Below are 26,296 nucleotides of genomic sequence, written 5' to 3'. Positions count from 1 at the left end.
TGCAATACTTATTTAACTTTAGTTAAAGTAAAATTAAATCTAACACCTATTATTTGACCATTTTTATTTTTTACATTTTCAGCCCAAATATCCTCTTCTAATTGAAGAATTATATTTTTAACAATTGATAGACCTAATCCTGTACTAGTCTTATTGCTTCTTGCTTTGTCGACTTTATAAAATCTATCCCAAATATGGGTTAAATCATACTCATCAATTCCTTTGCTAGTATTAAATATACTAACAACAATTTTACCGCCTTTTGTTTTAGTTGATATTTTAACCTCACCATTTTCATCACAGTATTTTATTGCATTATCAACTAAATTAGTAACAACTTGTATAAGTCTATCATTATCACCATAAACATATTGTTTTTCGCTCTCTAGTAAAACTTCAACCTTTATGTTTTTACTTGTTGCCTTTTGATTCATCTTTAACACAGTTGTTTCTATTATTCTATTTAATTCTAACTCACTTATATTAAACTCAAGTTTTCCAGCTTGCATAGCTGATAAGTCTAATAAGTCATTTATAAGTCTAGTTAATCTACTTATCTCATCGTTTACTATAACAAGATAATACTCTTCTTTATCTTTAGGAATAACTCCATCTAATATGGCAGTTATAAATCCCTTAATAGATGTCATAGGAGACCTTAACTCATGAGACACATTAGATATAAATTCTCTTCTATTCAATTCTGCTTCCTCAATAGAAGTAGCCATTATATTAAAAGACTCTGCAAGTTCACCAACTTCATCATCATAAGAGACATTAACTCTATTTCCAATTTCACCATTAGCAATTTTTTTAGCAGCATTATTTATAACCTTTAAAGGCTTTATAATAATCTTCTTAGAAATAAAATATATTGCTAATCCTGAAAAAATTATTGCTACAGCTACACACATCCATACTATCTGATTAATTCTAACAAGAGAATCTGACAATGCACTTAAAGGTGTTACTATAGATATAGCTCCAGTAAATACACCTTTATAGAATATAGGTTTAGAATATATAAATTCTTTTTTCTTTTTTCTCTCTATAGATGTATTTTCTTTTAATACCTTCATATCTTCATCATCTATTTTTGTTCGTTTTAGATAATCATATTTTTCATTTGAAACTGAATATATGTAACCGTAACTATCAACTAAATAAATATCTGCTTTTAGTGAATCTCCAATAAATGATATAGACTTGTCTAATTCACTTAAAGTAGTTTCACTATTCATAAATGAATTTACAACTTGTTCTATAACCTTAGCCTCTCCAGATAAAGTTTTTAATCTTTCTTGATAATATTCTTTTCTAAATAAGCTAGAGAGTATTATACCAACAATAAAGAAAGTAATGCATATTGTTACGCTTAGTGTTAAGATTAACTTTGGAACTAAGCCACGACATCTCATTATTTCACCTCAAATTTGTACCCAACACCCCAAACAGTTTCAAGTTGCCAATCCTCTCCACCATTTAACTTTTCTCTTAATCTTTTTATGTGAACATCTACAGTTCTTGAATCTCCTGGGTAATCATATCCCCAAACCTCACATAAAAGTTGATCTCTTGTGAAAACTTTATTTTTATTACTTGCTAAGTAATGTAAAAGTTCAAATTCCTTAGGTGGAGTTTTAACTTCTTCTCCATTATATATAACCTTATAAGAATTAGCATCTATAGTTAAGCCTGGGAAGTTTAATACTACATTATCAGGTTCTTCTCCTGAATATCTTCTCATTACAGCTTTTACTCTTGCTAATAATTCTTTTGGTTCAAAAGGTTTAACTACATAGTCATCAGCACCAATTTCTAAAGCTAAGACTTTATCAAAAGTTTCTCCTTTAGCAGTTAACATTATTACAGGAACATTACTATCTTTTCTAATCCATTTTAAAACTTCCATTCCATCAATTCCTGGTAACATCATGTCTAAAACAACTAAGTTAGGGCTAAAGTTTACAAACTCTTCTTTAGCAGCTTTTCCATCATGTGCAACTTTAACATTGTAGCCTGTAGTTTCTAAGTACATTTTTATTACTTCGCATATATTTTCATCATCGTCTACAATTAAAATCTTTCCTAATAAACCTTCCATAAAATTCACCTCTTAAAATCCTTTCTGTAACTATTCTACATTTGTCCTTATTTGTGCAATTTTATACTTTAAAAATAAAATATTTTTCATTAAAAATATTATTAATGTATATAAATAAAGTGTAAAACATTTATTGATTTTTATCAATTTATAATTAACAAAATTATTTTATTTTTACATTTTAATCAAATTTAAACGTTTTTGTTTAAAAAATGTTTCATTTTTTAGTGAATTTATAAAAAAAAAGAGCGACATAAGCGCTCTTTTTTTAATCTTGGAATAATCCACTTAATGGTTCATCATCATAAATTCTATTTATTGCATCTGCCATTATAGGTGCTACTGATAAAGATTTAAATTTTTCTAAGCCTTCTGTTTTAGGAAGAGCTATAGTATTTAGCATAACTAATTCTTCAATAGCACTATTATTTATTCTTTCAAAGGCAGGACCTGATAATACTCCATGAGTACAACAAGCATATACATTTGTTGCTCCTAAATCTTTAAGCGCATTTGCGGCGTTAGTTATAGTTCCTGCTGTATCTATCATATCATCTATTAAGATACAAACTTTTCCCTTAACCTCACCTATTATATTCATAATTTCAGATACATTTGCTTTTGGTCTTCTTTTGTCTATTATAGCTATAGGAGCATTAAGCTTATCTGCAAATTTTCTTGCTCTAGTTACAGAACCTAAATCTGGAGACACTACAACTACATCGTCTCTATCAGCTAATCCTTTATTAACAAAGTATTTTGCTAATATAGGCGAACCTAGTAGATGGTCTACTGGTATATTAAAGTATCCTTGAATTTGAGCTGCATGTAAATCCATTGTAAGAACTCTGTCAGCACCTGCTGCTGTTAATAAATCTGCCACTAACTTAGCTGTTATTGGATCTCTTGACTTAGCTTTTCTATCTTGTCTAGCATATCCATAATAAGGTATAACAGCGTTTATTCTACCTGCTGAAGCTCTTTTGAAAGCATCAATCATTATTAATAGCTCCATTAAATTATTGTTTACAGGACTACAAGTTGACTGTACTATAAATACATCACAACCTCTAACAGTTTCTTTTATATTTACTGATATTTCTCCATCACTAAAAGTTCCAACTTCAGCTTTACCTAATTCTATGTTTAAAGCCTTTGCAATTTCTTTAGCTAATTCTGGATGAGAATTACCTGTAAATATTTTTATGTTTTTTAAATGATTTTCCATTTAGTGAAGACCTCCTTAAAATTAAACCTAGCCTTTGGCCTTTGTATATTTAATGCTTATTTAAGCTTTTTTCTTTCAACCCAGCCCTCTATATTCTTTTGTTTAGCTCTTGCTATAGCTAAACTTCCTTCTGGAACCTCTTTAGTTATTGTTGAACCTGCTGCTATATAAGTATTATCTTTTACTTCAACAGGAGAAACTAAATTAGTATTACATCCTATAAATGAATCATCACCTATTATTGTTTTATATTTATTCTTTCCATCATAGTTAACCACAACTGTACCACAACCAAAGTTACATCTTTCTCCAACTTCAGCGTCTCCAATATAAGTTAAATGTGAAATCTTTGTATTATTACCAATAGTTGATTTTTTTATTTCAACAAAATCCCCAATTCTAACTTGTTGCCCTACAACACTTTCTGGTCTAACATAAGCAAATGGTCCTACAGTTGTTTCATCACCTATTTTACTCTCTAAAATAACTGAACTTTGAATTTCAACACCATTTCCTATTACACTATCTTTAATTCTTGAATTAGGATATAAAATGCAATCTTCTCCAATTTCCGTTTTTCCTTCTATAACATTACCTGGATATATTATAGTATCTCTTCCAATAACTACATCTGGTTCTATATATGTGTTTAGAGGGTCTATTATAGTAACTCCATTATCTAAATGAGTTCTATTTATTCTATTTCTCATTATGCTTTCAACTCTAGCAAGTTCAGCTCTTGAATTAACTCCTAAAGTTTCTTCAAAATCTGTTATCATAGCTCCAACTTTTTTGTTTTCTTTCTTTAATATTTCTATAACATCTGTTAAGTAATATTCTCCTTGAGCATTATTATTTGAAAGCTTTTCTAGAGAAGATAAAAGACTTTCTATATCAAAACAATACATTCCTGCATTTATTTCTTGTATTTTTATTTCTTCTTCATTACAATCTTTATGTTCTACTATTTTTTCAACTGAATCACCACTTCTAACTATTCTTCCATATCCTGTTGGATTTTCTATAATTGATGTTAAAAGTGTAGCAGAATTATCTTCTTTTATATGTGAATCTATTAGATTTTTAACAGTTTCAGCTTTTATTAAAGGAGCATCTCCTGTGAAAATTGCCACAACTCCTGTTTTTCCTGCTAAAAATTCTTTCGCACATTTTACTGCATGGCCAGTACCTAACTGCTCTGATTGTAAAGAATAACTGACATTTCTTGATTTTGTTCTTTCTTTAACTAAGTCAGCACCTTTTCCTATTATTACGTTAACATCATCTATATCTGCATCTCTCATAGCATCTATTACATGGTTAACCATTTCTTTTCCACAAGCTTTATGTAAAACTTTTGGTAACTTAGATTTTATTCTAGTTCCTTGACCTGCTGCTAATATTATAGCACATTTATTCATAAAAACACCTCTTTGTGATACTCATTTTATTATATAAGCTATACTATTTAAAATTAATCTCTTATTTTTTTAAGAAATCTTTAAATTTCTCATTTTCAATTATATGTTAATAAATATCTTATTTCAACATTAAGTTACCACTTTTACCCTAAATAAAATATTAGAATAAAAAAATAAAAGGAAGTTAACTTCCTTTTATTTAAATTATTCCTGAGTATCTAAATTTTTAACCTTTTCATATTCATCAAGAATAGCTTTTTGAATTTTTTCTCTAGTTTCAGTATTTATAGGATGAGCTATATCTTTAAACTCTCCATCTGGTGTCTTTCTACTTGGCATTGCAATAAAAAATCCATTTTGTCCTTCTATAACCTTTATATCGTGGACTACAAATTGATTTTCAAAAGTTACTGAAACTATAGCTTTCATTTTACCTTCTGAAGCTATCTTTCTAATCCTTACATCTGTAATATTCATTATGGTACACCTCCAGTTGTTGTTATTATGTATATTCTATGAAAAATTTTGAAATCCTTCTTTTTTTCATATTTTTTGTAAATTATTTTTTAACATAATAACATTTTCTTATTAAATAGAGGGTACCATTTTCACTCCGTTTTCATTTATCTCTATAATATCTATTAAAGAAACATAGTCCTTAGTTATTTTGTTTGTAGATAATTTGTTATCTATTAATACACCAATTCCAAGAAGTTCAGAATCAAATTCCTTTAATAAATCTACTAAACCTTTTGCAGTTCCGCCACCTCTCATAAAATCATCTATAAATATACATTTACTTCCTTGCTTTAAAGATTTTCTAGATAAACACATTTGTTGTATTTTGCCTGAAGTTCCTGAAACATAATTAATAGAAACTGTAGAACCTTCTGTTACTTTACTATCTCTTCTTGCTGTTATTAATTGAACACCTAAACATTTGGCAACTTCATAAGCTAAAGGAACTCCTTTAGTTTCTACAGTTATTACATAGTCTATATCCATATCTTGAAAATAAGATGCCAATATAATAGAAGCCTTACTTATTATACTTGGATTAAACATGATATCGGTAACATATAAAAAATTACCTGGAACAACTCTGTTGCTTTCACTTGCAATATCACAAAGTTCATCTAAAAACTTTCTTTTTTCTAAATCTCCAACTTCAGGAATATACTTTATTCCACCTGCCGCTCCTGCTATTGTTTCTACCTTTCCCATAGAAAACTTAGATAAAACCTCTCTAACTATAACTATATCTTCACTTATAGTTGATTTTGCCGCATTTAAAAGATCTGAAAACTTATTTAATCCTATTATTTTATTAGGATTTTCTATAAGAACTTTTGTTATAATCGATACTCTGCTATTTCTACTTAACTTCTCCATATTAATCACCTGACCTATATAAATTTCCAGTACACAAGTATATATTTTTCCACAATTTATTGATATTTTCTCCTAAAAAACCACACACATTAATATAATTAACCATTAATCCTACATTTAAAATAATTATAACAAACTTTGTTAATACTGTTAACCAGTTATATATTACTCTGTGCGAATTTTAATTTTTTTTTATTAATAATTATTAACATTTTCCTTTTTAAGTGTATAATTATCTATTATTCTATTTTCACTAAAATAAGTAAATTATCATAAAATACTTTTAAAAATAATTTTTTTGTGTGCTTTTCCAAAAAAGTGTATATAATTATTAGTGTATATAAGTAAAGGAGTTGGTATCTTGTCTTTCGATTTATTAAAAGATATTGATAAAAAAGTTCATTTTATAGGAATTGGCGGAGTTAGTATGAGTGGCTTAGCTGCTGTACTTCTTAATGCTGGTTATAAAGTTTCAGGGTCTGATTCAAAAGAATCAGAAATTACTAATAGATTAAAGGAAGAAGGAGCAAAAATATACATAGGTCATAAAAAAGAAAACCTAGAAAATGTAGATATAGTTGTATATACTGCTGCTATTTCAGATGATAACCCAGAAATAATTAAAGCTAAGGAAGATAACCTTATCTTAATGGATAGAGCTGAATTTTTAGGCCAAATAATGAAAGGGCATAAATTTAATGTTGCAGTAGCTGGAACTCACGGAAAAACTACTACAACATCAATGATTTCTCATGTTGCTCTTAGTGCAAACTTAGACCCTACTATATTAGTTGGTGGCGATTTAGATATAATAAATGGAAACTTTAGAGTTGGTAATAGTGAATACTTTATAACTGAAGCTTGTGAATATAAACAAAGTTTCTTAAGATTTTTCCCATATGTTGGTATAATATTAAATATAGATGCAGACCATCTAGATTTCTACAAAGATATAAATCACATAAAGGATACATTCAAAGAGTTTGTTGCACTTATTCCCGAGGATGGATATATAATAGGAAATGCTGATGACGAAAAAGTCTTAGAAGTTATTAAAGATGCTAAATGCAATGTATTAACTTATGGAATTAATAATGGAGATATACAAGCTAGAAATATTGAGTTTAACGAAAAGGGTTGTGCTACATTTGATGTATTTAAAGGAGAGGAAAAACTTTTATCACTTTCTTTAAATGTTCCTGGTATGCATAATGTATCAAATTCATTATCTGCTGTATGTGTAGGTGAAATATTTAATATAGACTCAAAATCAATAATTTCAGGACTTTCCTCTTTCGGTGGGGCTCATAAAAGATTTGAATATAAAGGTACTAAAAACGGAGTAACTGTTATTGATGATTATGCTCATCATCCTGTAGAAATAAAAGCTACTTTAAGTACTGCTAAAAAAATGAAAAATAATAAAATAATTTGTGTATTCCAACCACATACTTACACAAGAACTAAGACTTTATTTGATGATTTTGTTAAATGTTTTGATGATTGTGATGAGCTTGTTTTAATGGACATATATGCTGCTAGGGAGAAGGACTTAGGAGAAGTAAGTTCTGACCAATTAGGAGAGGCTATAAGAAAACATGGAGTTAAGTGTAAAAATGTACATTCTCATGAGGAAGCACTAGATTATGTAAATGCTAACTTATCAGAAGGAGACCTACTTTTAACAGTTGGAGCTGGCGATGTAGTAAAAGTTGGTGAACTTTTTTTAAAGTAAATTAAAAAAAAGACTATTTTATTAAAAAAATAGTCTTTTTTTATTTGCATTCTTGTAAAAATAATGTTATCATTTACACATAGTAATCCTTTTTTTGTACAATTTTATGTAAGCGATAACACAGAAAATCAAATTAAATTTTTATTGGAAAATATTTGTTTAATTATTTTCTCAGTTAATCTATAATATGTACAAGGGGGTGAATGAAATGTCTGTAACCATAAATAACATTGCAAAAGAAGCAGGTGTTTCCTTAGCAACAGTTTCTAGAGTTATAAATAACTCAGGATATGTTAAAGATGAAACCCGCGAAAAAGTTATGCAAGTTATAAATAAATATAATTATACGCCTAGTGCAATAGCTAGAAGTCTTTCTAAAAGTATTACAAATACTATAGGCGTTATTGTTCCTGATATTACAAACCCCTTTTTTGGGTCAATAATAAAAGGAATAAGTGATGTTGCAGAAAAACATAATCTTAATTTAATTCTTTGTGATTCTAATGAAAGTATAGATAAAGAAATTAAAGCTATAAAAACTTTAAAAGAACAAAGAATAAGAGGCATGATAATTTGTCCAACCTCTGTTGAAAATGATTTAAATAGCGAATATTTAAAAACAATAACAAACTTAGGTATTCCTGTTATATTAGTTGATGGAAGTCTTAAGTATCATAATTTCAATGGAGTTTTTGTAGACAATATTAAAGGTTCTTATGATGCAGTTGAGGCCTTAATTAAAGCTAACCACAAAGAAATAGCTATAATAACTGGTCGCATGACATCTAAACCTTCTCAAGACAGACTATTAGGATATGAAAAAGCTTTGCTCATGAATAACATTCCTATAAATAAAGATTTAATTTTTTACGGAAACTATGATGAGGAAAGTGGTTATGAATGTACAAAAAAAATACTAGCAATGAAAAATAGACCAACGGCTATTTTTGTATGTAATAACCTTATGACTTTAGGGTGTTTAAAAGCTTTAAGAGAAGCAGACCTTAAATTATCAAAAGATATTTCATTAATTTCCTTTGATAATATACCTATTTTAGATACCTTAGGTGTAAACCTTAGTCATATAAATGGTCCTACTAGAGAACTTGGAGAAATTGGCATGAACTTGCTAATAGAATCTTTAAAAGACGATTCAAAAAAAGAACTAAACAGTATAATAATAACTCCTGAACTTGTTTTAAAAGGTTCAGAGAAGTTACTAAAATAAATTAAGTTTAATTTAGAATTCTATACATTTTAAAGTAAGCGTTACCACAAACTAGAAATATTCCACAATTAAAATTATTACTAAATTAAAATTTTATTAAAGAGGTGTAAAGTTATGGATTTATCAATGAAAATTAAAACAGCTGCAGAGTACATAAAAGGAAAAAGTAAGTATAATCCAACATTAGGATTAATTTTAGGATCTGGCTTAGGTGCTATAGCAGACCAAATAGAAGATGCTGAATACTTCCCATACAATGAAATCCCAAATTTCCCTGTATCTACAGTTGAAGGTCATGCTGGAAGATTAGTTATAGGAAAATTCCAAGGTAAAGAAGTTGTTGCAATGCAAGGAAGATTCCACTTCTATGAAGGATATTCAATGCAAGAAGTTACTTGTCCTGTAAGAGTTATGAGATTATTAGGAGTAGAAACTTTAGTAGTTACTAATGCAGCTGGTGCTGTTAATAAAGATTACACTCCTGGAGATTTAATGATAATATCAGATCATTTAAATTTATCTGGCTCAAATCCTTTAATAGGTAAAAACTTAAGCGAATTTGGTACTAGATTCCCTGATATGTCAAATGCTTATGATAAGGATTTAAGAGAACAAGTTAAAGATATAGCTAAAAACCTTGGTATAGAAGTAAAAGAAGGTGTTTACGCTATGTTTAGTGGTCCTACTTATGAAACTCCTGCTGAAGTTAGAATGGCTAGAATTTTAGGAGCAGACGCTGTGGGTATGTCAACAGTTCCCGAAGTTATAGTAGCTAACCATAGTGGAATGAAAGTTATTGGTGTATCTTGCATGACTAACATGGCTGCTGGTATTTTAGAACAACCACTTAACCATGAAGAAGTTATGGAAACTTCAGCTAAGGTTAGAAAAACATTCATAGAACTAATGACTAACATAATAAAAGAAATTTAATTTTTATTAAATTTATATACTTTAAATAAAATAATATAAAAAACATAAGAAAAGGAGAATAAATGTGGATAGGTTTATTGGTGTAATTGGTCTTATTTGTATTATTGGTATAGCTGTTCTTTTTTCTGAAAATCGTAAGAAAATCAACTGGAGATTAGTTGGTACTGGACTTTTATTACAAATAGTATTTGCCTTACTAATTCTAAAAGTTCCAGCTGGTAGAGCAGTTTTTGAATGGATTAGTAGTGGAATAACTAAATTATTAGACTTTACTAAAGAAGGTAGTTCATTTTTATTTGGACCATTACTTGATACAGACAAATTCGGAATGATATTTGCTCTACAAGTATTACCAACTATTATCTTCTTCTCATCATTAATGAGTGTACTTTACCACTTAGGTATAGTTCAAATAGTAGTTAAAGTTATTGCTAAAGGAGTTTGTAAGGTCTTAGGAACAAGCGGTGCTGAAACTTTCAGCGCAGTTGGTAATATATTCTTAGGTCAAACTGAAGCTCCTCTACTAGTTAAACCATACATAAAAAACATGACTAAGTCAGAAATATGTGCAATTATGGTAGGTGGTATGGCTACTGTTGCCGGTGGTGTTATGGCTGGTTATGTTGCTATGGGTGTAAATGCTGGTAACTTATTAGCTGCTTCAATTATGGCAGCTCCAGCAGGACTTATATTAGCTAAGATATTAGTGCCTGAAACTGAAGTTCCTGAAACTAAAGGTGGCGGAACTTTAGAGCTTAAAGTTGAAAGTGAAAATGTTATTGAAGCTGCAGCAAATGGTGCTGCTGAAGGTTTAGGATTAGCTTTAAATGTTGGTGCTATGCTTCTTGCATTCGTTGCTCTTATAGCTATGATTAATGCTTTATTCGGAGCAATAGGCGGAATTTTTGGTGCACCTTGGTTAAGCTTAAACTGGATTCTTGGTAGATTATTCTCTCCACTAGCTTTCATTATGGGAGTTCCTACTAAAGACGTTTTCGCAGCTGGTGACTTACTTGGAATTAAGTTAGCAGTTAACGAATTCTTAGCTTACTCACAATTATCAAACTATATAGCAAATGGAACTTTAGAGCCAAAGACTATAATGATATTAACTTATGCTCTTTGTGGTTTTGCTAACTTAAGTTCAGTTGCTATTCAATTAGGTGGTATTGGTGGCTTAGCTCCAGAGAAGAAACCAATCATAGCTAAATTAGGATTTAAAGCACTTTTAGGTGGTGTATTAGCAACTTGTATGACAGCAACTATAGCAGGTATCTTATTTAGCGCTTAATACTTTAATTTAAAAAATTACCTAAAAAATAAGAGAACATTCTTCAAAGGAAGAATGTTCTTTCTATTTTAAATACTATTTTATAACAACAAATTCTTTATTTAAATGATTTAATCTCTCGCAACCATCTTCAGTTACTAAAACTAAATCTTCTATTCTAACTCCCATATCTCCTTGAAGATATATTCCTGGTTCTACAGAAAAAATCATTCCTGGTTTTACACAATCAGTATTAGTTGAACCAACATCTCCAAAATCATGAGTTTCTATTCCAATTGAATGACCAGTTCTATGAGTAAAGTATTTTCCATATCCTTTGCTTTCTATAACATCTCTAGCTGCCTTATCTATATCACAGAATCTAACGCCTGGTTTAATCATTTTAATAGCTGCTTTATTTGCCTCTAAAACTATATTGAATATTTCTTTTTGATGCTCTGTAGGCTCACCAAAGAAAACACATCTAGTCATATCTGAGCAATAATAATCTTTTCTACATCCAGTATCTATTAAAACTCCCATACCTTTTTTCAACTTTTGGTTTCCTGATTCTGCATGTGGGTCTGCTGCATTAGCTGCAAAAGCAACTATAGGTTCAAAAGAATATCCTTGACATCCATACTCCTCATATCCCTGTCCTAAAACTGCTACCACTTCTTTTTCTGTCATTCCTTCTTTTAAGCTCTTTATTGCTTTTTCAACTACAATATCATTTATTCTTGAAGCTTCTTTCATTAAAGCTATTTCTTCATTATCCTTTATCATTCTAACTCTATCAATAATAGGAGAACCATTTACAAATTTCTTAGCTGAATTTCTATCTAATAATTGAATTAGAAAATGAGCCTTCCAATCCTTATCTATTCCTAAAATTTCTTCATGGTCTATTATTTTATCTAAGATATCTATAGGATTCATAGTATCGTTATACCATAAAATATCTATTCCTAAATCTTCATTTATAGGAAATAATTCATTTACTACAAACTTATTTTCTCCTTTTGTATTTAAATAAAGTGTTACTAACCTTTCTCCTGGCTCTATCCATTTACCTGTTAAGTAAAATATTGCTGCCGGTGATGAAACTAACATTTGAGGTATATTATTCTCTTTCATAGCTTCTATAATTCTTTTTACTCTTCCCTCTTTCACCTTAATCGCTCCTCTCTAATAGTTAAACTCTTTAAATAAATTATACCATATTTAAATATGCCTAATGCCAAGCAATTTATACATAATATTCTTATTTGTAATATTTATTTTTCATTTTGTCCACTAAATTGTTATATAATGTTTATAAGGAAAATTTTTAATAAATAAGGAGGTCTTTAAATTGAGAATAGCAGTAATATCAGATATACATGGAAACTTATATGCCTTAAGAGAAGTTCTAGAAGATATAGATAACCAAAATATTGATTCCATAATATGTTTAGGAGACTTAGTTGGTTATGGGCCTCATCCTAATGAAGTAATAGCACTTATAAGAAGAAGAAATATATTGTGCTTAAAAGGGAATTATGATGCCTCTGTTGTTGATAATGATTATACATACATTAGAGATACAGAAATAAACTCATTTTCTCTTCCATGGACAGTAGAAGAACTTAGAACTTCTAATAGATATTATTTAGATAATCTTCCTGATAACCTATCTATGAATATCTGTGGAAAATCCATTAAATTTGTACATGGAAGTCCAAGAAAAATAAATGAATATTTAACTGAGAACTCTCCTTGCTTAGAGGAAATAATGAATGAACTTTCTGAAGATGTTTTAGTTTGTGCTCATACTCATATTCCTTATGCTAAAAAACTAGGAAATAAAGTTATAATAAATGATGGAAGCGTTGGGAAACCTAAAAATGGTAAACCTAATGCAACTTATGTTATATTAGATTTCTCAAATGAGTTCAAATTAAAAGTTGAAATGAAAAGTATTCCTTATGAATATAAAAGAACTATGAAAGACATGGAACTTAAAAATTTCCCACAAAAATTAATCTATTCTTATGAATCAGGTAAAGAATAAATAAAAAGCTAGACCTATTTAAACAATTAATTAAAACTAAAATATATCTTATTAAAGTTTTAATTTAATTGTTTATATGGCAATCTAGCTTTTATTTTACTAAGGTAATTTTAAATTAATAGCTATTTTTAATTTTCTATATGTTTTCCTCTAATAGATTCTTTAAATTCATGAAGAATCCCTATCTTTTTAGCTCCTTCTAAAATCTTTTTATCTCCTCTATATTTATTCTTAAATTCTTTTGTAAGATCTTTGCCTAAACTTAACCCCATATTCTTTAATATATTTACTAAAGGTAAATTACTTATATCATAAACTATTCCCTCTATGGCTATATAATATAAAGAACCTTTTTCCCCATTATTCTTTGAAAGTTCTTCTAAAGGAATTATATTTAACTCCTCTTTATTAAAATTATCTTCCTTATCCTTAATAACTTCTTCTTCATAAGGTTCTGCTAAAAGAGCAACCTTATGAATATTTTTAAGTATGTCATAATTTCCATCTTTAAGTAAATTGTTATATTCTTCTGTTACATCACTTCCAGCCTTTAAAGAATTATATGGACTTTCTTTAAATTCTTTTAAATTTGAAATATCATAAATTACTCCTTCTATAGCTATATAAATTTTTTCTTTATCCTTGCCATTAAAGCTTGCTAATTCCTCCCTAGTAATAATAGGGAAAGTCTCTTTATTAACTTCATCTTTTTCTAAAATAAATTCCTTAAAAACCTTCTCCAAGTTCTCCCTATATATATTTTTTTGATTTTCCTCTTTACAAAATGTCATTAAATATTTTATTTTGTTTATTTCCTCAAACTTTTCATCAAAAAAATTACACATAAAAACTCCTATATTACGCACTATATCTATATATTTCTATGCGCTTAATATTGCAAATGTTAATATTTTATTGTAAAATCATTATTAATTGAACTAAATAGATTTTATTTACTATGAAGAGAAGAGTAGTTTTAGGATTTAACTTTAAGCGAGCAGATTATGGTGTAAGTTCTGTAGTGTGTCCTATTTTGAAGAACATCTCTGAGTTTCTAACCGAAATCCCTTAGGAGAGTAGACTTAGACGGTTTCAGGCCGTTACACTTGAGGAACATTTTAGTGTTCATAAAGCCGGCTATTTTATAGCAATTTGGGTGGTACCGCGAATAATGCCATTCGTCCCATTAAATATGTGGATGAATGGCTTTTTTATTTGGAATAAAACTTAATTAGGAAAGAGAGGAAAATAATAATGAAAGACGTAGTTTTAGTAAAAAGTCTTTACAGAAATACTAGTGAATACAGTGATAAAAAAGTAAAAATCTCAGGTTGGATAAGAACTTTAAGAGCTTCAAATGCTTTTGGTTTTATAGAAGTTAATGATGGTTCTTTCTTTAAAAACGTTCAAGTAGTTTTTGATAGTGCTAAAATAGCAAACTATAAAGAAATTTCAAAACTACCTATAAGTTCATCAATATCAGTTGTAGGTACTTTAGTTGAAACTCCAGATTCAAAGCAACCCTTTGAAATTCAAGCAGAAGAAATAAATGTAGAAGGTATGTCAGATTCTGATTATCCTCTACAAAAGAAAAGACACACTTTTGAATACTTAAGAACAATTGCTCACCTAAGACCTAGAAGTAACGCTTTCTCAGCTACATTTAGAGTAAGAAGTGTTGCAGCTTATGCTATTCATAAATTCTTCCAAGACCAAGGATTTGTTTATACTCATACACCAATATTAACAGGTTCAGACTGTGAAGGTGCTGGAGAAATGTTTAGAGTAACAACTTTAGATATGATGGCTCCTCCTATAACTGAAGATGGTGGGATTGATTTTTCACAAGATTTCTTTGGAAAAGAAACAAATCTTACAGTTTCAGGTCAATTAAATGCTGAGTGTTTTGCATTAGCATTTAGAAACATATACACATTTGGCCCTACATTTAGAGCTGAAAATTCAAATACAGTAAAACATGCTGCTGAATTCTGGATGATAGAACCTGAAATGGCTTTTGCTGATTTAATAGATGACATGGAAGTTGCTGAAAACATGTTAAAATACGTTATAAAATATGTTATGGATGAATGTCCTGAAGAAATAGCTTTCTTTAATCAATTCGTTGACAAAGGATTATTAGAAAGATTAAACCATGTTGTAAATTCAGAATTTGGAAAGGTAACTTATACTGAGGCAGTTAAATTACTTCAAGAATCAGGTAAAGAATTTGAATATCCAGTTGAATGGGGTATAGACCTTCAAACTGAACATGAAAGATATTTAACAGAACAAATCTTTAAAAAGCCTGTATTTGTAACTGATTATCCAAAAGACATTAAGGCTTTCTATATGAGATTAAATGAAGACGGAAAAACAGTTGCTGCTATGGATTGTCTAGTTCCTGGAATAGGAGAAATAATAGGTGGTAGCCAAAGAGAAGAAAGACTTGATGTATTAAAAGCTAGAATGGCTGAATTAAATCTAAATGAAGAAGATTACTGGTGGTATTTAGAACTTAGAAAATACGGTGGAACAATTCACTCAGGATTCGGTTTAGGTTTTGAAAGATTAATAATGTATATAACTGGAATGGCTAATATAAGAGATGTAATACCATTCCCAAGAACTACTGGTACTGCAGAATTTTAATAAAAAAAGAAGTGGATTAATTCCACTTCTTTTTTATTAAACAAAGTTAAATTTAAAGAACTTTAAATTTATATAGTTTTAAAATGATTATTTACATCTTCTATTAACTAATTCATATAATGTTCTAACACCAGCACCTGTACCACCAACTACACAATAATCTGTATTTTTCTCAGTAAAGGCAGGACCAGCTATATCTAAATGTAACCATGGTTTATTTTGAACAAATTCTCCAACAAATAAACCAGCAGTTATTGCTCCTGCGTATCTTCCACCAAGATTTTTTAAATCTGCTATGTCAGACTTTATAAGCTCTTTATAATCTTCAAAGTTTGGCATTTGCCATACCTTTTCTCCTGTATCCTTAGCAGCTTCTTTTAATTCATTATAAAATTCATCTTTATTAGTTATAACAGCTGTTACATCTTCTCCTAAAGAAACTACAGCAGCACCTGTTAAAGTAGCCACATCTATTACTTCAGTAGCATTCTCTTTTTCTATTGCATAAGTTACTGCATCTATTAAAGTAAGTCTTCCCTCTGCATCTGTATTTAAAACTTCTATAGTTTTTCCAGCCATAGAACCTATAATGTCACCTGGCTTATATGCATGACCTGAAATTAAGTTCTCACAAGCAGCAACTATAGCTATAACATTTGCCTTTAATTTTTTCTTAGCTATAGCACTTATTGCACCAATGACTGCTGCTGCACCACCCATATCAGATTTCATTGTAACCATACCATCTGTTGGTTTTAAAGAATATCCACCTGAATCATAAGTTAAGCCCTTTCCAACTAAAGCTAATCTCTTATCCATATTTTCTGTATCACCAAAATATCTCATAACTATAAGTCTAGGTAAATTATCTGAACCTTTTCCTACAGATAAGAAAGCTTCCATTTTAAGTTCTTCTATTTCCTTCATTTTAAAAACTTCAACTTCAAAGCCATATTTTTCTCCTAGAGTTTTAACTTCCTTAGCTAAAGTTTTTGGATAAATTTTATTAGATGGTTCATTTACTAAATCTCTTGCTAAAGAAGTGGTTTCTGAAAGTAAGATTGCCTCATCAATAACTTTTTCACAAAACTCTACTTCATCTTTCTTTATGTTATGTCCTCCTATATGAATTGTAACTTCATAATCTTCTTTTTTATCACTCTTATATTTATCAAAGGAATATGCACCTAAATTTAATCCTTCAACCATAGCCTTTAATGTATTTTCTAATCCTATGCTTTCTGGAAATTCAACTCTTATAAAAACACTTTTGCTTTTTAATCTTTTTATTTCCTTTGAAGCTTTTCCAAAAGCTCTTCTAATTTTTTCTTTGCTTATTTCCTCTTCTTTTCCAAGACCTAATAAAATAACATCTTGTAATTCACCATCAGCAGTTGTAGTTATATTAAATATTTCTCCATAAGCACCTTTAAATTGTCCTTTTTTATTTAAAAGCTCTACTCTTTTACTTACTTCTTCATTAGTTATATTAGTTTTCCCTTCAAAATAAGGTATTACTAATGCTTCTACATCTATACACTTACACTTTAATTTTTTAACTAAATATTTATACATTATTATCCACCTCTCTTAAAATTATTAATACTTATAATTTATAATCTACATTTAATATATACCTAATTAAAACTAAAATATGTGACTTAAATTACTAAAATAATAAAAAAAGCTTAACTAAAAAGTTAAGCTTATGCTAATCCTATGATAGATAATATACGTTCTCTAACTTTATTTCTATCACTATTTATTTTGTTTAAAAAAGAAATACGTTCTCTCTTACTATAAAAAGCCTCTTTTGGAATTGAAATATAATCAATTGAGGATATAAAAAAGTATATGTTTCCTTTAAAAGAAAATACCTCCCTTATTATCTTCCAAGGATATATTCTCTCTACCTTTCCTTCATTATATTGAATTCTTATCCCATCACTTAAAACTTCAATTTTACAATTTCCAAACATGTCCCTTTTTTCTAAGAATTCAACTTTCTCTTGTATATTATGTTCCATTATTTTTTTATTTTTAACATTGCATATAATTGAAAAAACTAGCCAAATCATTAAAGTTATAATATAAAAGCTGTTATTTAAATTATCGCTTGCCTTAATAAAAACCATAGACATTAATAATACAAATATTGCACCTATGATTTCAAAGAAAATCCAAAAGAAAAATTCTCTAATTATAAAATCTTTTCTACAACTTACAAATTCATTTTTATTTAAAATAAATTCTAACATATTCGCTTTCTACTCCCCTTAAGCATTTAATATCAACTATTTCCAAAATTTATATAAATAATTTTACCACAGCTTTTTTAGATAAACTATTATGAACATATTACAATTAAATTTATTAAAAGTCCAATTCTATAACTTTTCCTTCCTTTAGACTTTCTTTAACATCTATTATTCTTTGATTTGAAGAACCTCTAAATTTAAGCCCTTCCTCTTTTTTATTTATGTCAAACTTTCCATCAACTAAAACATCAATATTTTCTAAGTACTCTCTCCACTTGTTAATATCATTAGCGTTTTCTAATAAATATTCAAATCTATATCCTGTATAACTCCAAATATTTAATCCTAATTTTCTTGCTGCCTTAGCAATATAAATAAATTTACTAGCTTGTTCTAAAGGGTCTCCTCCACTAAAAGTTACTCCTTCTATAAATGGGTTTTTAGATAAATCTTCTATTAAATAATCCATATCCTTTTCTTCCCCACCATTAAAGTCATGAGTATCTGGATTAAAACATCCCTTACAATTATGTTTACATCCTTGTGAGAAAAAAACTCTTCTTATACCTGGTCCATTTACTAAACTTTCATAAGCTATACCTGATAATCTAATAGTATTACTCATAAAAATACCTCCTATTTATGTATATGATTATTTTTTTTAATTTATTTGTTTAAAAATGTTAACTATTGTTAATCCTTAAAATAAGTAATAATTAGGGGGTACAAAATGACTAATAAAAACTTATTTTTAGAAATAGAAAAACATTTATTAGAGGATAAAAATCCATCAAAATTTTTAGAACAAATTAAAAATGAAGAATCTTTTAAAAATTCTTCCTTTAATATTTTCAACCAAATTAATGAGGAAAATCAAATCGAAAAACTTAACCCTTGGTCCCATACATTAAATGTAGTGGATATTGCTACAAAATTCAAAGCTTTATCTAGTAACCCTAAAGCTTTTATGTTAGCTGCATTTTTTCACAATATTGGTAAATCAAAAACATTAAACTCAATACACCCTAAAATAGGTGGAGAAATTACAAGAAGAATACTTAGAGAATACATAAATGATAGTTATTTAACTAATGAAATAATATCTTTAGTAAAGCACCAAAATGCACCTTTATTTATAGTTAATAGAATTTCCTATAGCATAATAGATTTAATTGATACTACTAACATTTTTGATGTAGCTTTATTATCTTTTTGCATAAGCTTAGGAAGCGAAGATTTTAAAAAAGAAAATTATGATAAATTCCTTTTAAATAGTAATAAATTTCTTAGCATAATGTCAAAAAAGACAAACTTAACCTCTGATAAAATAGTTATTTAAAATAAAAAATCTATATTAATAGAACATATTCTATTAATATAGATTTTTGTATTTACACAGTTATCAAGGAATTTTTCTCTTCATTTTCTATATCACCAATAACATTTTTTATCCATTTTCCTGATTTTAATCTTGCTAATTCAAATATAATTTTTAAAAATTCTTCTGTACAAATTAAGAAGTAAACTCCATAAACAGGTAATGAGAAAACAGTAGCGCCTAAAAATGCTATAGGAACAGCATATAACCAAATGGTACCACATTGAACTAACATAGAATATGTAGTATCTCCACCACCTCTAAATACTCCAACTATCATAACCATATTAAAGGCTCTTATAGTAAAGAATATTGCTATTACTCTTAAAACCTTAACAGTATCTAAATAAGTTTCACTACTAACATTAAAAGGAGTTAAAACTAAAGGTGCTGTTATATATATAATAACTCCTAATATAAATCCTATTAATACGGAAATAACTGCAATATCCTTTGCATATAATTTTGCAGTTTTCTCCTCGTTAGAACCTATTTTGTTTCCTATCATAATAGAAGATGCAGTTGCTAAGCCTATCAAGAAAACCATAAACATATTATTTAAAGTTGTAGCAATTTGCATACTTGCCACAGCATTTGTCCCTATTCTTGCATAAGCTATAGAATATGCAGTCATTCCTAAAGACCATATTATTTCATTGGCAATTACTGACCATGAAGTCTTAAAATATATTTTTACAAAATTAAAATCAAAGGATGTAAGCTCTTTTAAATTAGATGCAACTTTATTATTTTTTAAGTATACAAATGAAATTATAAATATCATTTCTATAAGTCTTGCAATAGTTGTTGCAAAAGCAGCTCCTCCTACGCCCTTAGCTTCAAAACCTAAATTTCCAAAAATAAATACCCAATTTAAAAATGCATTTATTAAAACTCCTACTATACTTGCATACATTGGAACCTTTGGCTGTTCTGTACTTCTTAAAGCTGATGAATATGCTTGAGTAAAATTTGTAAATATACAACTTATAGCAACAACTTTTAAATAATTAGAGCCCAATTCTATAACATTTATATCATTAGATAAAATTTTCATTATCTCATAAGAAAAAATTCCTGCACCTAAAGCAAAAATACTTGATACTATAAATCCTATCGATATATCTAACCCTAAAACTTTTTTGATATTTTTCACATCTTTTTTACCCCAAAATTGAGACATAAAAACACTAGCACCTGCATTTATTCCCATTATACATAAAGTAAAAATAAATACATATTGATTAGCAAGTCCTACTGAAGCTATAGATTCTTCTCCCAACTTTCCAACCATTAAATTATCTACTAAATTTAAAGATGAAGTTATAAAACTTTGAATAGTTATAGGAATAGCTAATTTAGTCATAGTCATTAAAAAATCTTTGTTTTTAAATGCTTTCATATAAATCTAAATCCCCCACTTCTTTATAAATAAAAAAATAAAAGCAAATGGGTAGTATTTAGCCGCCCATCTGCTTTTAAACCGTATTAATTTTCTAATAAATTTACTTATTAGTCAATAGTATTAAGCTCTTATTCATGCTTTTTTAAATTTTTCTACAGAAAAATTATAAAATTATCAAAAATATACTGGAATTTTAGATACATTCTATTGTATAATATACATCTCACTAATTTTTTAGTGAGAGTACACCAATTACACTCAATAATACATTCAAGGAAATTTATCCACATAAATTTTTCTTGAAAAATATCCACAGTTGTTGAATTAAAAAAATAATCCACAGGCAAATAATTTTTTATTTCCTGTGGATTGTTTTTTTAATTTATATATGTTCTTAACTTTCTTTTTATATCCTCATTACAAAAAGAAGCCTCAATACTATTTAAATAAATTTTTTTATAATCTTCTAAGTTCATTTTAAAAGTTTTATGTAAATTATTATATTCTTCTAAAAGAGTAATGTCTGATACTGTTCTATTATCTGTGCTTAAATTAAGCTTTATATCATCTTTATGATAATTATAAAAAGGATGTTGTGAATAACTTTCAACTCCTTTTGTGTCAATATTGCTCTTTGGACACATCTCTAATACTATTCCTTTTTCTTTTACTAATTTATAAGCCTCTGCATCATTAAAAATAAATAAACCATGTCCTATTCTTTCTGCCTTTAAAATCTCAATAGCATCTCTTACATTTTTCCCAAAACCAGTTTCTCCTGCATGTATAGTAACTCTATATCCTAAACTTCTAGCAAAATTTATAGCCTTCTCATAAGGCTTAACAAAATCTTCAATCTCACAACCTGCTAAATCTATAGCAACCACACCTTTATCTAAAAAATCTTTTCCAGCATTAATAACCTCATAAACACTATCAATAGAATGATGTCTTAAACAAGATAAAATTAAATTTCCCTTTATGTCATAAATTTCTTCTGCTTTTTTAATACCTCTTAAAATACTCTCTATTACTTCTTTTTGACTTAATCCTTGCCTAATGTGAAGTAAAGGTGCAAATCTTATTTCTATATATTTTATATTTTCTTTACTAGCATCCTCCATAAGTTCAAAGGCAACTCTTTCTAAGTTTTTAGATTTTTGCAATATCTTTATGGGAATATCAAATTTTTTAAGATATTCAGCTAAAGAAGAGCATTCTTCATTAACAGATAAATATCCCTTAAAACTCTCATAATCATAACTTTCTAATTCAATTCCTTCTTCTTTCGCTAATGCAATGGCTGTATCTACTCTTATTGAACCATCTAAATGACAATGTAGTTCAATTTTTGGTAAATTAATTAAGTCCATTAATATATCCTCCCTTATTTCAACTTTATTTATAAAAAAAATTCTTGATTACGAAGAAAGCAAAAGCTCTCTTCGTAATCAAGAATTCTCGGTTCTTGGTAGAAACCTCTAAGCCCTATTCTTAGAGTTATACGAAGCAAAATTATTTTTATATTTTACCATATAAAAAATTATAGTCAATATAATTATTTTATTAAAATAAAAAATATGCAATATATTTATAATATATTGCATATTCTATATAAAACTTAAGTAGAATTTATAAGCTAAACATAATGATAAGCCTTTTTATTCCCTTCTAAATGAGAACGTCTTTCTTCTCTTTCCTCATATTTTCCAGGGCCAAATCTTTCATCAAGACTTAAATATCCTGTAACTCTTGATATTCCTTGTATATCTTGGCTTCCACACTTATTACACTTACATTCATTATTGTGAAGGTATGTTCCACAATTTTTACAATATCTTATATGAAAATTAATTCCCATATAACTTATATTAGTTTCTTTATAAGCATAATTTATTATTTTCATTATAGTTTCTTCATTTGGACAATCATCAACTTCTATATAACTTATATGTCCACCATTACATAATTTATGATAAGGTGCTTCTATATCAATTTTATTTTTTATTGATATAGGACAATATACAGGAACATGATAACTATTTGTATAGTAATCTTTATCTGTTACACCGCTAATTATTCCAAAAGCTTTCTTATCTTGTTTTATAAATTTACCTGATAACCCTTCAGCTGGTGTTGCATAGCAACTCCAATTTAGTTTAGTTTCATCAGTTAAAATGTCGCAGTATTCTCTTATTCTTTCAACTATTTTTATTCCTAGCTCTCTTGAAAATTCATCTTCACCATGATGCTTGCCTGTTAATGCTATTAAAGTTTCTGCAAGACCTATAAATCCAATTCCCCAAGTACCTTGTTTTAAAATTGGTTCTATTGAATCATCTGGTCCTAAGTTTTCAGAACCTCTCATAAGCCCTTGCCCTGCAACAAAAGGTAAGTCTTTAACCTTTAAATTTTTAAGAACACCATATCTATGCATTAAAGATTCTTTAACTATTCTTAATCTATCATCTAATAATTCAAAAAATTTATCAATATCTCTCTTTGCTAATATTCCAAGTCTAGGAAGATTTATAGTAGTAGGAGCAATATTACCTCTACCCTTACAACCTGGCTCTCCATTAACATTTTTCATAAGATAAGTTCTACATCCCATAGTAGCTGGCATATATCCTTTATCATAAAATTCTTTATTAAAGTCCGCATCGATATTCATGAAAGTTGGATTCATTCTTTTAGCTGCTACTCTACAAGCTAATTTATATAAATAAAAATATGGATCCTCTACTTCTCTATTTACACCTTCTTTTACTCTAAATATTATATTAGGGAAAATTGGTTGTTCTCCTTTACCTAATCCTTTTTCATATTCAAGTAAAAATATTTCACAAACTAAGGCAGCATCTTTATTATAAGGAATACCTAAGTTTAATGAACTAAAAGGAACCTGTGAACCTGCTCTTGAGTGCATAGTATTTAAATTATACACAACTCCTTGCATTGCTTGATGTATTCTCTCTCTTAACTTTTTCTCTACTAGTTCATCTAACTTAGAGCCTTCTAAACCTAAAGCTATATATTCTTCTTTTATTTCTTGTCTTGTAGGTTCTACAAAAACACTCATATCATTATCAAAGTCTGGATGTGATTGTCCTCCAAACATATCATTTTGAGTTGATTGTAATAAAATACATGATAATTCAGCTGCTGTTTCTATTCTTCTTGGTGCATTAATAGTTCCGTATCCTGTATTAAATCCACTTTGTAAAAGCTCTCCTGTTGGTATGTGTAAGCAATTAGTAGTTAAATTATAACTATCTAAATCATGATAATACACATCTCCATTTTCATGAGCCTTTGCTAATTCCTTAGGCATAGTAGCTAAGTTATACCATTTGTTAGACTCAGAAGCTATTCTTAAAAGTTTTGATGAGAAGTTATTTCCTACATTTGCATTATCTCTATCTGTTTCTACTCCGATTTTACTTATAGCTTTCATTAAATCTGATTTTATCTCTCTAACCTTGGTTCTTTCAGTTCTATATGCCTTATATGCTGTTGCTACTTGGTTAAAACCATTATCCACTAAAGCCTTTTCTACTAAAACTTGAATTTCCTCAACAGTTACCTTTGTTTTTCCTGACATCTCAATATAATTAATTACCTTTTGTATAGTATCTAAAACTTGGCTTTCCCTTACTGCAATACCAACCTCATTAGCTGCTCTCTTTATTGCATTTGCTATTTTATCCGCATTAAATCTTGATTCTCTACCGTCCCTTTTCACAACATGTAGCATTTTCAATTCCTCCACTCCACTATATCTTGTACTTGAACAATTATACTCTACTATTAATACTTATGCTAATTTCAAAAGATACTTATAACAAAAATAATACTTGTTATCTCCCTCTTTCCTTCTTTTTCTTAGCATATATTCATTTTTTCTTTAGTTGACATTAACAAAATGTTATTATTTTCATGCCCATAAGATGAATAATATTCCATATTATGTAACATAATAAATTTATGAAAAATAATGAAATGGAGGATTATACATGAAAAAGACCTTAATTATTGTATCAGAAATAATACTTAGTATAATTTTTGGTATAGTTTTTGGAAATTTAATTATGCCTACAAAAGTCTATAAAAATACAGAGGCTTTGAAAAATCTAAACCCAAAACTCTTAACAAATAAAAATTCTATTGAAGATATTAATTACGAAAACGAAGTATCTCTAAAAACCTTTAACCCCTACACAGGAAATATCTTAAAAGAATCACAATTAAATGAAATACCCTTTATGTGTATAGTTGAAAATTCTAAAGAATCAAGACCTCAAAGTGGTTTATCTGAAGCAGATATTATATATGAAACAATGGCAGAAGCAGGAATACCTAGATTTTTAGCAATATTTTTTGAAAATTCTCCTAAAGTCATAGGTCCTGTAAGAAGTGTTAGACCTTATTTTTTAGAAATTGCTAAAGAATATAATCTTCCTTTTGCTCATTGTGGAGGTAGTTTTGAAGCATTAGATGAAATATCAAAAAACGAATCCTTAAATAGCATAAACGAAATCAAAAATGGCTCTGCTTTTTGGAGAGATAAAACTAGAAAAGCTCCCCATAACCTATACACTTCCTCTGATAACATAAGAAAATTTATTCTAAATAAAAACCTTAATTACTCCAAAGATAACTTATTAAAATTCAAAGATAATGCACTTTTAACTTCTTCTAAATACGCTTCTGAAATTATATTAAATTTAAGTGATTACTATAAAACCTCTTATAAATATGTAGATGGCTTTTACGAAAAATATATGGATGAAGAATTATCAATAGATAAAAATAACAATGCCCCACTAAAATTTAAAAATATTGTAATACAAATAACAGATATGTCTCTTCAAAAAGATAATATACATATAAATGTAAACTTAAATGGAAGTGGAAAGGGATATGTTATTTCTAATGGAAGAGTTGAAAATATAACTTGGGAGAAAAAATCTCCTGAAAGTAAAACCATATTAAAAAACCAAAATGGAGAAATAATTTATTTATCTAGAGGAAATACTATTTGGAATATTGTAGATAAAAATTCTAATATAATTTTTAAGTAAACCTAATATTAAGTTTATAAGTAAACCGTTTTCTTTAAAAACTCTTAATTTTTATATATTGTTAACAGATTGTTCTTTCTTTGTACTATTATCAATATTGATAATGATATCAGTATTGATATATAATGCAAATAAAGATAACTAATTTCTAGTTA

22 protein-coding genes, 1 riboswitch and 1 other annotated feature are annotated in these 26,296 nt (G+C 28.2%); of the genes, 8 read left to right on the top strand and 14 right to left on the bottom strand.

Translation table 11 applies throughout. From position 1 onward, the window contains the following. Window positions 1-8: 8 nt before the first annotated feature. From AC4FQV_RS09550 to purR, 6 genes are all read right to left on the bottom strand, one after another. Window positions 9-1,418 (bottom strand): HAMP domain-containing sensor histidine kinase, encoded by a 1,410-nt coding sequence (locus AC4FQV_RS09550; protein ID WP_491165394.1) that lies wholly within the window; start codon window positions 1,416-1,418, stop codon window positions 9-11. Next, window positions 1,418-2,104, bottom strand: a complete 687-nt coding sequence (locus AC4FQV_RS09545; protein WP_003450635.1) for a response regulator transcription factor — start codon at window positions 2,102-2,104, stop codon at window positions 1,418-1,420. Before AC4FQV_RS09545 ends, AC4FQV_RS09550 begins: the two co-directional genes overlap by 1 nt. Before the next feature lie 268 nt (window positions 2,105-2,372). After that, window positions 2,373-3,332 carry a ribose-phosphate diphosphokinase gene (locus tag AC4FQV_RS09540; RefSeq protein WP_491139979.1) on the bottom strand — a complete coding sequence of 320 codons (960 nt, stop codon included), beginning with the start codon at window positions 3,330-3,332 and terminating at the stop codon, window positions 2,373-2,375. A gap of 56 nt (window positions 3,333-3,388) precedes the next feature. After that, window positions 3,389-4,753: a bifunctional UDP-N-acetylglucosamine diphosphorylase/glucosamine-1-phosphate N-acetyltransferase GlmU gene (gene glmU, locus AC4FQV_RS09535; RefSeq protein WP_491165393.1), complete on the bottom strand. Its 1,365-nt coding sequence runs from the start codon at window positions 4,751-4,753 to the stop codon at window positions 3,389-3,391. 204 nt (window positions 4,754-4,957) lie between these two features. Next, entirely contained in the window at window positions 4,958-5,230 is a 273-nt protein-coding gene (spoVG, locus tag AC4FQV_RS09530; protein ID WP_491165392.1) for a septation regulator SpoVG, read from the bottom strand. Between the two features lie 111 nt (window positions 5,231-5,341). Further along, window positions 5,342-6,145 carry a pur operon repressor gene (gene purR / locus AC4FQV_RS09525; protein WP_491139982.1) on the bottom strand — a complete coding sequence of 268 codons (804 nt, stop codon included), beginning with the start codon at window positions 6,143-6,145 and terminating at the stop codon, window positions 5,342-5,344. Window positions 6,146-6,506: 361 nt separating this feature from the next. Here purR and murC point away from each other — a divergent pair, with 361 nt between their 5' ends. From murC to AC4FQV_RS09505, 4 genes are all read left to right on the top strand, one after another. Next, on the top strand, window positions 6,507-7,880 hold the full coding sequence (gene murC, locus AC4FQV_RS09520) for a UDP-N-acetylmuramate--L-alanine ligase (protein ID WP_491139983.1): 1,374 nt from the start codon (window positions 6,507-6,509) through the stop codon (window positions 7,878-7,880). A gap of 208 nt (window positions 7,881-8,088) precedes the next feature. After that, the gene (locus AC4FQV_RS09515; RefSeq protein WP_491139984.1) at window positions 8,089-9,108 is read left to right on the top strand and encodes a LacI family DNA-binding transcriptional regulator; all 1,020 of its coding nucleotides are present in this window, start codon (window positions 8,089-8,091) and stop codon (window positions 9,106-9,108) included. A gap of 114 nt (window positions 9,109-9,222) precedes the next feature. Beyond that, a complete protein-coding gene (locus tag AC4FQV_RS09510) occupies window positions 9,223-10,041 on the top strand; it encodes a purine-nucleoside phosphorylase (protein ID WP_491139985.1) in 819 nt (272 codons plus the stop codon). Between the two features lie 64 nt (window positions 10,042-10,105). Next, window positions 10,106-11,332: a NupC/NupG family nucleoside CNT transporter gene (locus tag AC4FQV_RS09505; RefSeq protein WP_491139986.1), complete on the top strand. Its 1,227-nt coding sequence runs from the start codon at window positions 10,106-10,108 to the stop codon at window positions 11,330-11,332. 75 nt (window positions 11,333-11,407) lie between these two features. Here AC4FQV_RS09505 and AC4FQV_RS09500 read toward each other — a convergent pair whose 3' ends face one another. Further along, window positions 11,408-12,484 (bottom strand): M24 family metallopeptidase, encoded by a 1,077-nt coding sequence (locus AC4FQV_RS09500; protein ID WP_491165391.1) that lies wholly within the window; start codon window positions 12,482-12,484, stop codon window positions 11,408-11,410. 181 nt (window positions 12,485-12,665) lie between these two features. Between AC4FQV_RS09500 and AC4FQV_RS09495 the strand changes: the two genes are divergently transcribed. After that, on the top strand, window positions 12,666-13,364 hold the full coding sequence (locus AC4FQV_RS09495) for a metallophosphoesterase family protein (RefSeq protein ID WP_491139988.1): 699 nt from the start codon (window positions 12,666-12,668) through the stop codon (window positions 13,362-13,364). A gap of 128 nt (window positions 13,365-13,492) precedes the next feature. Here the strand turns inward: AC4FQV_RS09495 and AC4FQV_RS09490 are convergent, their stop codons facing one another. Continuing rightward, window positions 13,493-14,209: a cytochrome b5 domain-containing protein gene (locus AC4FQV_RS09490; protein WP_491165390.1), complete on the bottom strand. Its 717-nt coding sequence runs from the start codon at window positions 14,207-14,209 to the stop codon at window positions 13,493-13,495. A gap of 104 nt (window positions 14,210-14,313) precedes the next feature. Continuing rightward, window positions 14,314-14,553, top strand: a binding site (T-box leader). Between the two features lie 65 nt (window positions 14,554-14,618). Between AC4FQV_RS09490 and asnS the strand changes: the two genes are divergently transcribed. Then, complete coding sequence (gene asnS / locus AC4FQV_RS09485) at window positions 14,619-16,016, top strand: asparagine--tRNA ligase (RefSeq protein WP_491139990.1); 1,398 nt, start codon at window positions 14,619-14,621, stop codon at window positions 16,014-16,016. 87 nt (window positions 16,017-16,103) lie between these two features. Here the strand turns inward: asnS and AC4FQV_RS09480 are convergent, their stop codons facing one another. The 3 genes from AC4FQV_RS09480 to nrdG form a co-directional block, all read right to left on the bottom strand. After that, a complete protein-coding gene (locus AC4FQV_RS09480; protein WP_491139991.1) occupies window positions 16,104-17,591 on the bottom strand; it encodes a leucyl aminopeptidase in 1,488 nt (495 codons plus the stop codon). Window positions 17,592-17,722: 131 nt separating this feature from the next. Further along, window positions 17,723-18,274, bottom strand: coding sequence for a YcxB family protein (locus AC4FQV_RS09475; RefSeq protein WP_491139992.1), 552 nt, complete (start codon window positions 18,272-18,274; stop codon window positions 17,723-17,725). Window positions 18,275-18,389: 115 nt separating this feature from the next. Further along, a complete protein-coding gene (gene nrdG, locus AC4FQV_RS09470) occupies window positions 18,390-18,899 on the bottom strand; it encodes an anaerobic ribonucleoside-triphosphate reductase activating protein (RefSeq protein WP_491139993.1) in 510 nt (169 codons plus the stop codon). 105 nt (window positions 18,900-19,004) lie between these two features. Here nrdG and AC4FQV_RS09465 point away from each other — a divergent pair, with 105 nt between their 5' ends. After that, on the top strand, window positions 19,005-19,613 hold the full coding sequence (locus AC4FQV_RS09465) for an HD domain-containing protein (protein WP_491139994.1): 609 nt from the start codon (window positions 19,005-19,007) through the stop codon (window positions 19,611-19,613). A gap of 52 nt (window positions 19,614-19,665) precedes the next feature. Here the strand turns inward: AC4FQV_RS09465 and AC4FQV_RS09460 are convergent, their stop codons facing one another. From AC4FQV_RS09460 to AC4FQV_RS09450, 3 genes are all read right to left on the bottom strand, one after another. Next, window positions 19,666-21,054: an MATE family efflux transporter gene (locus AC4FQV_RS09460; protein WP_491139995.1), complete on the bottom strand. Its 1,389-nt coding sequence runs from the start codon at window positions 21,052-21,054 to the stop codon at window positions 19,666-19,668. 380 nt (window positions 21,055-21,434) lie between these two features. After that, on the bottom strand, window positions 21,435-22,430 hold the full coding sequence (gene add, locus AC4FQV_RS09455) for an adenosine deaminase (protein WP_491139996.1): 996 nt from the start codon (window positions 22,428-22,430) through the stop codon (window positions 21,435-21,437). Between the two features lie 55 nt (window positions 22,431-22,485). Further along, window positions 22,486-22,585, bottom strand: a riboswitch (purine riboswitch). Between the two features lie 111 nt (window positions 22,586-22,696). Beyond that, window positions 22,697-24,814, bottom strand: coding sequence for an anaerobic ribonucleoside triphosphate reductase (locus AC4FQV_RS09450; protein WP_491165389.1), 2,118 nt, complete (start codon window positions 24,812-24,814; stop codon window positions 22,697-22,699). A 259-nt stretch (window positions 24,815-25,073) separates the two neighbouring features. On the opposite strand from AC4FQV_RS09450, the gene AC4FQV_RS09445 reads away from it, so the two are divergent. Beyond that, on the top strand, window positions 25,074-26,141 hold the full coding sequence (locus tag AC4FQV_RS09445) for a DUF3048 domain-containing protein (RefSeq protein ID WP_491165388.1): 1,068 nt from the start codon (window positions 25,074-25,076) through the stop codon (window positions 26,139-26,141). Window positions 26,142-26,296 lie beyond the last annotated feature (155 nt).

Source organism: Clostridium sp. TJA038 (assembly GCF_058310255.1).
This window is presented reverse-complemented; position numbering and strand designations above follow the sequence as displayed.

Coding starts and splice junctions, on each gene's coding strand:
- purR (WP_491139982.1), bottom strand. CDS start 6,145: ATGGAGAAGTTAAGTAGAAATAGCAGAGTATCGATTATAACAAAAGTT.
- AC4FQV_RS09540 (WP_491139979.1), bottom strand. CDS start 3,332: ATGGAAAATCATTTAAAAAACATAAAAATATTTACAGGTAATTCTCAT.
- AC4FQV_RS09515 (WP_491139984.1), top strand. CDS start 8,089: ATGTCTGTAACCATAAATAACATTGCAAAAGAAGCAGGTGTTTCCTTA.
- glmU (WP_491165393.1), bottom strand. CDS start 4,753: ATGAATAAATGTGCTATAATATTAGCAGCAGGTCAAGGAACTAGAATA.
- nrdG (WP_491139993.1), bottom strand. CDS start 18,899: ATGAGTAATACTATTAGATTATCAGGTATAGCTTATGAAAGTTTAGTA.
- AC4FQV_RS09480 (WP_491139991.1), bottom strand. CDS start 17,591: ATGTATAAATATTTAGTTAAAAAATTAAAGTGTAAGTGTATAGATGTA.
- AC4FQV_RS09445 (WP_491165388.1), top strand. CDS start 25,074: ATGAAAAAGACCTTAATTATTGTATCAGAAATAATACTTAGTATAATT.
- AC4FQV_RS09510 (WP_491139985.1), top strand. CDS start 9,223: ATGGATTTATCAATGAAAATTAAAACAGCTGCAGAGTACATAAAAGGA.
- AC4FQV_RS09475 (WP_491139992.1), bottom strand. CDS start 18,274: ATGTTAGAATTTATTTTAAATAAAAATGAATTTGTAAGTTGTAGAAAA.
- add (WP_491139996.1), bottom strand. CDS start 22,430: ATGGACTTAATTAATTTACCAAAAATTGAACTACATTGTCATTTAGAT.
- AC4FQV_RS09550 (WP_491165394.1), bottom strand. CDS start 1,418: ATGAGATGTCGTGGCTTAGTTCCAAAGTTAATCTTAACACTAAGCGTA.
- asnS (WP_491139990.1), top strand. CDS start 14,619: ATGAAAGACGTAGTTTTAGTAAAAAGTCTTTACAGAAATACTAGTGAA.
- AC4FQV_RS09490 (WP_491165390.1), bottom strand. CDS start 14,209: ATGTGTAATTTTTTTGATGAAAAGTTTGAGGAAATAAACAAAATAAAA.
- AC4FQV_RS09545 (WP_003450635.1), bottom strand. CDS start 2,104: ATGGAAGGTTTATTAGGAAAGATTTTAATTGTAGACGATGATGAAAAT.
- AC4FQV_RS09450 (WP_491165389.1), bottom strand. CDS start 24,814: ATGCTACATGTTGTGAAAAGGGACGGTAGAGAATCAAGATTTAATGCG.
- spoVG (WP_491165392.1), bottom strand. CDS start 5,230: ATGAATATTACAGATGTAAGGATTAGAAAGATAGCTTCAGAAGGTAAA.
- AC4FQV_RS09465 (WP_491139994.1), top strand. CDS start 19,005: ATGACTAATAAAAACTTATTTTTAGAAATAGAAAAACATTTATTAGAG.
- AC4FQV_RS09460 (WP_491139995.1), bottom strand. CDS start 21,054: ATGAAAGCATTTAAAAACAAAGATTTTTTAATGACTATGACTAAATTA.